This is a genomic window from Mycolicibacterium septicum DSM 44393 (assembly GCF_000455325.1).
Lineage (GTDB): Bacteria > Actinomycetota > Actinomycetes > Mycobacteriales > Mycobacteriaceae > Mycobacterium > Mycobacterium septicum.
On record NZ_HG322952.1, the window covers coordinates 368,647 to 376,874 of the forward strand.

Consider the following 8,228-nt stretch of genomic DNA (forward strand, 5'->3'; position numbering starts at 1 on the left):
AGTTACCGGCAGACTGTTCGTAAATGTGTATCGAGCCGGGAGTCATCCATGTCGATCATTGAGATTAACGCCGGAACCATCCATTACGAGGAATTCGGACCAACCGACGGCAGGCCGGTCGTCTTCGTCCACGGCTACATGATGGGCGGTCAGTTGTGGCGGCAGGTCAGCGCCCGACTGGCCACGCAGGGCCTGCGGTGCATCGTCCCGACCTGGCCGCTGGGCGCGCACTCCGAACCGCTGCGGCCCGGCGCCGACCGCAGCATCCGCGGTGTCGCCGACATCGTCGCCGACACCCTGGACGCGCTGGACCTGCAGGACGTCGTCCTGGTCGGCAACGACACCGGCGGCGTGGTCACCCAGCTGGTGGCGGTGCACCATCCGGAGCGGATCGGCGCCCTGGTGCTGACGAGTTGTGATGCGTTCGAACACTTTCCGCCGCCCATCCTGAAGCCGCTGATCGCGGCCGCCCGGTCCAGGACCGTGTTCCGGACCGCCGCCCAGTTGGTCCGGGTCCCGGCCGTGCGCAAGCGCGCGTACGCGGGCCTCGCGTACTCCAACATCGACGCGCTCACCCGCGAGTGGGTCCGTACCGCGTTGTCCAATCCCGCGATCGCCGAGGATCTCCGGCAGTTCACCCTGTCGTTGCGCACCGAGGTCACCACCGGGGTGGCCGCACGGCTGCCCGAATTCGACAAGCCGACGCTCATCGCATGGTCGGCCGACGACGTGTTCTTCGAGGTCGGCGACGGCGAACGACTGGCACAGCTCATCCCCCGGGCCCGCCTCGAGGTCATCGACGGTGCCCGCACGTTCTCCATGGTCGACCGCCCGGACCGGCTGGCCGACCTGCTGTCGACCATCGCCGTACCGGCGAACTAGAGCGTGAACACCTCGTAGACGCCGTCGGCGTGCCGCGCCCGGATGGTCTTCTTGTCGTACTTGCCCACACTGGTGCGCGGCACCTGCTCGATGAACGCCCACCGCTCGGGCAGCCACCACCGAACCACCTTGTCCGCCAGGAACTCCCGCAGCTCGGCCGGCGCCGCTGACGCCCCCTCCTCCAGCACCACCACAGCCAGCGGACGCTCCTGCCACCGCTCATCGGGCACCCCGACCACGGCGGCCTCCAACACCGCCGGGTGCGCGATCAGGTGGTTCTCCAACTCCACCGAGGAGATCCACTCCCCGCCGGACTTGATGACGTCTTTGGCCCGGTCGGTCAGCGTCACGTAGCCCTGCTGATCGATCGAGCCGACGTCTCCGGTACGCAGCCAGCCGCTCTCGAACTTCTCGGCATCGCGGCCCAGGTAGTAGGAGCCGGTGATCCACGGCCCGCGGACCTCCAGTTCGCCGACGGCGGTGTCGTCGTTGGGCAGCGGGGCGCCCTCGTCGTCGACGACACGCACCTCCACACCGCACATCGGCCGGCCCTGGCTGACCCGCATCTCCCACTGCCGCTCCTCGGTCACCCCGGGCAGCGGCTTGGCCACCGTGGCCAGCGGCGAGGTCTCGGTCATCCCCCAGGCCTGCTGGATGTACACGCCGTACCGCTCCTGGAAGGTCTGCATCAACGACAGCGGCACCGCCGAACCACCGCAGGCCACCAGTCGCAGCGACGAAACATCGTGCCCCGGGTTCTTTTCCAGCCGGTGCATGACGTCGTTCCAGATGGTCGGTACGGCGCCGGCCAGCGTGGGGCGCTGCGATTCGATCAGGTCGATCAACGAGGCACCGTCCATGAACCGGTCGGGCATCACCAGGTTGGCGCCGGCCATCAGCGCCGCATACGGCAGCCCCCACGCGTTGGCGTGGAACATCGGCACGATCGGCAGCACCGAGTCGCTGCAGCTGACGTCGAGGGCGTTGGCCGTGCAGGTGTTCAGCGCATGCAGGTAGCTCGACCGGTGGCTGTACACCACACCTTTCGGGTTTCCGGTGGTACCGCTCGTGTAACACATTGCCGCCGCGGAGTTTTCGTCGATCTCGGGCCAGTCGAACTCTTCTGCCTGCGCGGCGAGCAGCTCGTCCCAGCGCAGCACGGTCTTACCGGTCAGGGCGCTGGTATCGCCGTCGCCGACCACGATCACGGTGTGCACGGTCTCCAGCAGCGGCAGAACGGGGGCCAGCAGCGGCACCAGGGACACGTCGGCGATGACGACACTGTCGGCCGCCTCGTTGGCGATGTAGGCGATCTGCTCGGGCGACAGCCGGATGTTCAGGGTGTGCAGCACCGCGCCCATCGCGGGCACGGCGAGGTAGGCGACGAGGTGCTCGGTGTTGTTCCACATGAACGTGCCGACGCGCTGGTCGCCGTCGACCCCGAGCCCGCGCAGGGCATGGGCCAGCTGCGCCGCCTGCCCGCCCAGCTCCCGATAGTCGATCGTGCGGTAGCGGCCCTCGCCGACCGCGGTGGTCACGGTCCGGTCCCCGTTGACGCCGCAGGCATGTCGCAGGATCGACGTGATCGTCAACGGCCAGTTCTGCATCGTGCTCTTCACGGGCGCGATGGTATGCGCTCGCCGGTCGGCGCCGGCGGGAACGATTCGAATTTCCTGAACGATGTATGTAGGGGAAGATGGAGCAGTAACGACGGAAGGACGTGTCCGATGCGCGCGAAGTGGACGCTGGCAGCAGCCGGCGTGGCTGTGTTGGGCGTGATGGGCGGGTCGACGGCGATCGCCTCGGCGGAGGAAACCGCCCAGCAGGTGATCAGCCGCCTGAAGTCCGAGGGGTACACCGTCACCATCGACAAGATCGGCACCGCGCCGCTGGACCAGTGCACGGTCACCAGCGTGCGCAACCCCCAGCAGGTCTCCCAGTTGGTGCCCTACGTCGGTCCCGGACTCGGCGGCGATCGGATCCTGGTCCCGTCGATCACCAGCCAGACCGTGTCGGTGTCACTCAACTGCCAGCGCTGAGCCTCACTTCGAGCAGTCCAGCGACACCGTGATGGTGCGCCGCACCACCACGGGTACGAGATCGAAATCCTTCGTGCCGTTCTTGCCGAACCGCTCGACCCGGATCAGCCTGGTCTGGGTCTGCGGGTTACGGACGCTGATGACGGTGCACTGATCGAGCGGGGCGCTGCCCACCCGGTCGATGTTGACGTAGAAGCCCTCGGCTTCCAGCAGTCCGATGGTCTCGATGGCCGAGTCGGCAGCTGCCAAACCGGCCGGCGCCAATATGGTTCCCAACGCCGCCCCCGACGCGGCCACCATGATGATCGATGCGTACATGGCCGTGTCTTCCTTCTTGCTTCTCGCATACACCTTTTCGGTGATGTCCTGCCCTTTGTTACGGGCCAGGACGGTCAGGAGTTCAACGCAAAGGCCCGGCCGGACGGTACCGGCCGGGCCTGTAGCTACCTGTCAGGCGCGCGCAGGTTCGGGAGTGCGGTTGGCGTGGTCGTCGACCATGGTGAGTTCGTCGAACGGATCGTCGCCGCGCAGCACCGCATCGACCTTGGCCTTGTCCACGGTGTGCGTCCACGAGCCGACCAGCAGGGTCGCCACCGCATTGCCGGAGAAGTTGGTCACCGCGCGGGCTTCGGACATGAACCGGTCGATCCCGACGATCAGTCCGACCCCGTCGAGCAGGTCGGGACGATGGGCCTGCAGGCCACCGGCCAGCGTGGCCAAGCCGGCGCCGGTGACGCCGGCCGCTCCCTTCGACGCGACGATCATGAACACCAGCAGGCCGATCTGCTGCCCGACCGACATCGGGGCACTCAACGCGTCGGCGATGAACAGCGCCGCCATGGTCAGGTAGATCGCAGTGCCGTCGAGGTTGAACGAATACCCGGTCGGCACAACGACACCGACGGTGCTGCGTTCGACACCCAGGTGCTCCATCTTGGCGATCAGCCGCGGCAACGCCGACTCCGACGAAGACGTCGAGAAGATCAGCAGATACTCGCGGGCCAGGTACCGCACCAGCTTGAAGATGGACACTCCCGACACCGCGCGCAGCAATACACCGAGCACGCCGAACACGAACAGCACGCAGGTCACGTAGAAGCCCAGCATCAGGGTCAGCAGCTGGGTGACGGCGGTCCAGCCGGTCTGCCCGACGACGTTGGCGATCGCGCCGAAGGCACCGATCGGCGCCAGCCACAGGATCATGATCAACACCTTGAACACGAGCTTCTGCAGGTGTTCGATACCGCGCAGGATCGGTTCACCCGCGCTGCCCATGCCCTGCAGCGCGAACCCGACCAACAACGCCACGAACAACGCCTGGAGCACACTGCCCGCCGTCAGCGACGAGAACAGCGTCTCCGGGATGATGCCCTGGACGAAGTCCATGAGCCCGCCGGACTCGTGTGCCTTCTCCGCGAGTTCGGCGCCCTTGCCCGCCGAACTCTCCGACAGGTGCATGCCGCTGCCCGGGTGGATCAGGTTGCCCACCACCAGACCGATAGTCAGCGCGATCGTGGACATCGCCAGGAAGTAGCCGAAGGCCAGGCCGCCTACCTTCCCGACGGTGGCGGCCTTGCGCACCGAGCCGATCCCCAACACGATCGTGCAGAAGATGATGGGGCCGATCATCATCTTGATGAGGTTGACGAACATGGTGCCGAGCACGCCGACGCTCTTGCCCACCTCGGGTGCCACCAGCCCGACCACCACACCGACGACGACGGCCGCGATGACTGCGATGTAGAGCCAGTGCGTGCGGTCGCGACGCTGCGGCGGCGCCGGCTCTGATTGCGGGTCCATGGACACGGTCATCGGTCCACCTCCAGTTCGGTCGGGTTCGGCGTGAATGCGTGTACCAGTACCTTCGACCATAGGGTGAGCCAGGTCACGTTTTAGTTCATTACGTTCACGCGGCGATCCGGCCCCGAGGCGAGCGACTTCGGGACCGGATCAGCGATCGATTGCTCAGATACCCGCGCAGAGCGAGACGAACGGAATAGGCGCGCAGATGCCGACAGAGAAGTACGGCGTGATGTCACCGTTCCACGCCGGCGGCGGTGGGGGTGGCGGCGGAGGAGGCGGCACCTGGGCCGCCACGCACGTGTTGGAAGGCGGATCGAAAACCGTGCCCACTCCGCATTCGGTGGCATTACCGACCGCCGGGGCAATCGCCGTCACCACCGCCAGCGACGCAACCGCGGCCATGATGATGGTCGTCAAGCGATGAATAATCCAGCTCATCGCAGGTCTCCCTTGGATCTACCCTCGACCCTGCTTACTGTCAGATTCTACGACTCAGCACCCGCGAACAGCAGCCCCGAATTGACGGGCGCGAAGGTCGCTAGGATCGCCGGCACGAACCCGCTACCAGCGGATATCCGGGCCACTATCTTGAAAGGTCGTTGCCTTCACAATCGGAGGTGCTGTGACGCACTGGCGGCAGCTGCCGGCCCGGGCCTGGCCGCGCTCCCTGGCCGGACAGGCCATCGCACTGCAGGTCCTGGTGGTCGCGGTGGTGGTGCTGGCCGGCACCGCACTGGCGCTTCTCGACGCCCGCCGCGACGGCGAGAATGCGGCCCGCGAGCAGGTGATCGGCATCGCCACCGCGCTGGCCGATGCCCCCTCGACGGCGGCTGCCATCGAATCCGGTACCGCGACAACGGTTTTACAGCCGGTAACTGAAGCGGTGCGGACCAGCACCGACATCGCGTTCATCACCATCATGGCGCCCGACGGAGTCCGGTTCACCCACACCGATCCCACCCAGATCGGCGGGCATTACCTGGGCACCGTCGAGCCCGCGTTGCGCGGCGAGACGTTCAGCGAGGTCTACACCGGGACGCTGGGTCCGTCGGTGCGGGCGATCGCGCCGGTACGCAGCGCCGACGGGCGCATCGTGGGCCTGGTGTCGGCGGGGATCACCCAGCAGACGCTGGCCCAGCGCTGGCGCGCGCAGATTCCGGTGATCGCCGCGGTAACCGCTGCCGCGCTGGCGCTTTCACTGATCGGGGTGTGGGCGATCCGGCGCAGGCTGTTGCGTCAGACCCGGGGCCTGCGGCCCGACGAACTGCGAGTCATGTACGACCACCACGATGCGATCCTGCATTCGGTGTCCGAGGGGCTCATCGTCCTCGATCGTGATGGCGTCGCCCTGGCCAATGACGAGGCACGCCGGCTGCTGGGGCTGGCGTCAGGGCCGGTACGTACGGAGGATCTGCCGCAGTTTCTGCGTAGCGCCGATCCCGGAGTGCGCGACGAGCTGCACGTCACCGCCGACCGCGTGCTGGTGGTCAACCGGGCCCGGGTCGCCGGCTCCGGATCGGAGGTCGTCACGATCCGTGATCGCACCGAACTGCAGGGCGCCCTGGGCGAGCTCAGCTCGCTGCAGGTCCTGGCCGACTCGTTGCGGGCGCAGGCGCACGAGTCGGCGAACAAGCTGCACACGGTGGTCACCATGGTGGAGATGGGCCGGCCCGAGGATGCGGTCCGGTTCGCCACCAGTGAATTGGAGTTGTCCCAGCGCCTGGTGGACCGGTTGTCGCTGGCCGTGGGTGAACCCGCCCTGGTGGCCCTGCTGCTCGGCAAGACGGCCCAGGCCGACGAACGCGGGATCGCGCTGACCGTCACCGAGGACACCCAGTTGTCCGCCGACGCCGTGCTCTCCGGGCAGGAGATGGTGACGGTGCTGGGTAATCTGATCGACAATGCGATGGATGCCTGTGACCGTGACGATCCGTGGATCGAGGTCACGGTGACCCAGGACGATCACGAGTTGTTGATCCGGGTGGCCGACAGCGGCCCCGGCATGGACTCGGACACCTTCGAAAAGGCCATGCAGCGTGGCTATTCCACGAAATCCGCAGACCCGGCCGGGCACGGTCTGGGACTGGCCCTGGTCGGCCAGGTCATCCGCAGGCACGGCGGGACCCTGCGCGCCGACGTCACTTACGGTTCCGTGGTGACAGCGACGGTGCCACGGCCATGAGCGTCTGCGCGCCGATCAGCGTCCTCATCGTCGAGGACGATCCGTTGATCGCCGAGGCCCATCAGGCCTATCTCGGCCGCCTGGAAGGGTTTTCGGTGGCAGCGGTGGCGCACACCGCACGCGATGCGATGCGGGCGGCGGCGGCCGCAGCCGCGTCCGAGCGTCCGGTAGACCTCGTGCTGCTGGATATCGGACTGCCCGATGCCAGCGGAATCTCGTTGGCGTCCGGCCTTTCCGGGCTGCGTCCTGCGCCTGACATCATCGCCATCACCTCCGAACGGGACCTGGAGATGGTGCGCGCGGCGGTGGCCCATGGCGCCCTGGCCTATCTGCTCAAGCCGTTCGCGTTCGCGGCTTTCCGCGACCGGCTGGAGCGCTACCGCCGCTATCGTCTGGCGCTGCCGTCGGGAACCGATGCCGCCAGCCAGGCCGAGGTCGACCGGGCGTTGGCCGAATTGCGCATCGCCACCGACAAATCCACCGCGCCCAAAGGTGCGGCACCGCAGACCACCGAGGGGATCGCCACCGCGGTGCGCGACGAGCCGGACGGGCTGACCGCCGATGAGGCGGCCAAGCGGGTCGGCGTGTCACGGGTGACGGCGTGGCGTTATCTCGAGCGTCTGGCCGATGACGGCACCGTCACCCGCCACACGGAATACGGCAAGGCCGGGCGGCCGCGTACCCGCTATCGCTGGCGCTGAATCAGGCGCCGGCCACCTGCAGGGCCGGCAGTTCGTGCATCTCGACCGCGTCGACCGAGACCAGCTGCGAGTACAGCGACTCGGCGACGCCGAAGACGTTGACGTGGCCGGCGTAGTCGGCCACGTAGAGCCGGGTGCCGTTGTCGCGCAAGGCAACTGCGGCGGGCTGTGCGTGCACGTCCATGCTGCCCAGGATCTCGCTGGTCAGCGCGCACCACACGGTGACGCGGTCGTAATCGACCAGGTAGGCGCGGGTGGCATCGGGGCTCAGCACCAGCTGGGTCGGCGCTCCACCGACCTCGACGGCGTCCACCACGGCGCCGGCCGACAGGTCGACGGTGTGGACCACACCGCGATGCTCAAGGTCGGAGGTCAGCACGTAGGCCACGCCGTCGCCGATCGCGATGTCGCGATCGGGGCACCGACCCACACGGTGCCTGGGCCTGGGCGGTTTCGGTGTTGACGATGACCAGGCGGCTGCCACGAGAGTCCGAGGTGGCGACATACAGGCGCTTGCCGGTCGAGTCGATCTGCAGGGCGTCGAGGTTGATGCCGGGGCCGGTGGCGATGTCGATGGTGCCCACCCGCTCGGCGGTGGTGTCGATGACGGCGATGTCGATG

General features: G+C 67.5%; 9 protein-coding genes and 1 pseudogene. 4 read left to right on the top strand and 6 right to left on the bottom strand.

What is annotated here, in order from left to right:
* Window positions 1-48 precede the first annotated feature (48 nt).
* On the top strand, window positions 49-882 hold the full coding sequence (locus TX88_RS21720) for an alpha/beta fold hydrolase (RefSeq protein WP_044519981.1): 834 nt from the start codon (window positions 49-51) through the stop codon (window positions 880-882).
* Here TX88_RS21720 and TX88_RS21725 read toward each other — a convergent pair.
* Window positions 879-2,501 (bottom strand): fatty acid--CoA ligase, encoded by a 1,623-nt coding sequence (locus tag TX88_RS21725; RefSeq protein ID WP_044519982.1) that lies wholly within the window; start codon window positions 2,499-2,501, stop codon window positions 879-881. The genes TX88_RS21720 and TX88_RS21725 overlap by 4 nt on opposite strands.
* A gap of 108 nt (window positions 2,502-2,609) precedes the next feature.
* Here TX88_RS21725 and TX88_RS21730 point away from each other — a divergent pair, with 108 nt between their 5' ends.
* The gene (locus TX88_RS21730; RefSeq protein ID WP_044519983.1) at window positions 2,610-2,921 is read left to right on the top strand and encodes a hypothetical protein; all 312 of its coding nucleotides are present in this window, start codon (window positions 2,610-2,612) and stop codon (window positions 2,919-2,921) included.
* Window positions 2,922-2,924: 3 nt separating this feature from the next.
* On the opposite strand, the gene TX88_RS21735 is transcribed toward TX88_RS21730, so the two are convergent.
* The 3 genes from TX88_RS21735 to TX88_RS33455 form a co-directional block, all read right to left on the bottom strand.
* Window positions 2,925-3,239 carry a hypothetical protein gene (locus tag TX88_RS21735; protein ID WP_044521574.1) on the bottom strand — a complete coding sequence of 105 codons (315 nt, stop codon included), beginning with the start codon at window positions 3,237-3,239 and terminating at the stop codon, window positions 2,925-2,927.
* Window positions 3,240-3,371: 132 nt separating this feature from the next.
* On the bottom strand, window positions 3,372-4,733 hold the full coding sequence (locus TX88_RS21740; RefSeq protein WP_044519984.1) for a cation:dicarboxylate symporter family transporter: 1,362 nt from the start codon (window positions 4,731-4,733) through the stop codon (window positions 3,372-3,374).
* Between the two features lie 153 nt (window positions 4,734-4,886).
* A complete protein-coding gene (locus TX88_RS33455) occupies window positions 4,887-5,162 on the bottom strand; it encodes a hypothetical protein (RefSeq protein ID WP_084622054.1) in 276 nt (91 codons plus the stop codon).
* 184 nt (window positions 5,163-5,346) lie between these two features.
* Between TX88_RS33455 and TX88_RS21750 the strand changes: the two genes are divergently transcribed.
* On the top strand, window positions 5,347-6,906 hold the full coding sequence (locus tag TX88_RS21750; protein ID WP_044519986.1) for a sensor histidine kinase: 1,560 nt from the start codon (window positions 5,347-5,349) through the stop codon (window positions 6,904-6,906).
* Window positions 6,903-7,607, top strand: coding sequence for a response regulator (locus TX88_RS21755; protein WP_044519987.1), 705 nt, complete (start codon window positions 6,903-6,905; stop codon window positions 7,605-7,607). The genes TX88_RS21750 and TX88_RS21755 overlap by 4 nt, the downstream gene beginning before the upstream one ends.
* Before the next feature lies 1 nt (window position 7,608).
* Here TX88_RS21755 and TX88_RS35270 read toward each other — a convergent pair whose 3' ends face one another.
* Together TX88_RS35270 and TX88_RS35275 are read right to left on the bottom strand one after the other, a co-directional pair.
* Window positions 7,609-7,995 carry a YncE family protein gene (locus TX88_RS35270; RefSeq protein WP_244438562.1) on the bottom strand — a complete coding sequence of 129 codons (387 nt, stop codon included), beginning with the start codon at window positions 7,993-7,995 and terminating at the stop codon, window positions 7,609-7,611.
* Window positions 7,967-8,228 (bottom strand): annotated as a pseudogene (locus tag TX88_RS35275) (hypothetical protein); the annotation flags it as partial. The gene TX88_RS35270 and the pseudogene TX88_RS35275, both read right to left, overlap by 29 nt.

Bases quoted from the DNA above. Each gene is read 5' to 3' on its own strand.
- TX88_RS21740 (WP_044519984.1), bottom strand. From the start codon at position 4,733: ATGACCGTGTCCATGGACCCGCAATCAGAGCCGGCGCCGCCGCAGCGT.
- TX88_RS21735 (WP_044521574.1), bottom strand. From the start codon at position 3,239: ATGTACGCATCGATCATCATGGTGGCCGCGTCGGGGGCGGCGTTGGGA.
- TX88_RS21730 (WP_044519983.1), top strand. From the start codon at position 2,610: ATGCGCGCGAAGTGGACGCTGGCAGCAGCCGGCGTGGCTGTGTTGGGC.
- TX88_RS21755 (WP_044519987.1), top strand. From the start codon at position 6,903: ATGAGCGTCTGCGCGCCGATCAGCGTCCTCATCGTCGAGGACGATCCG.
- TX88_RS21720 (WP_044519981.1), top strand. From the start codon at position 49: ATGTCGATCATTGAGATTAACGCCGGAACCATCCATTACGAGGAATTC.
- TX88_RS33455 (WP_084622054.1), bottom strand. From the start codon at position 5,162: ATGAGCTGGATTATTCATCGCTTGACGACCATCATCATGGCCGCGGTT.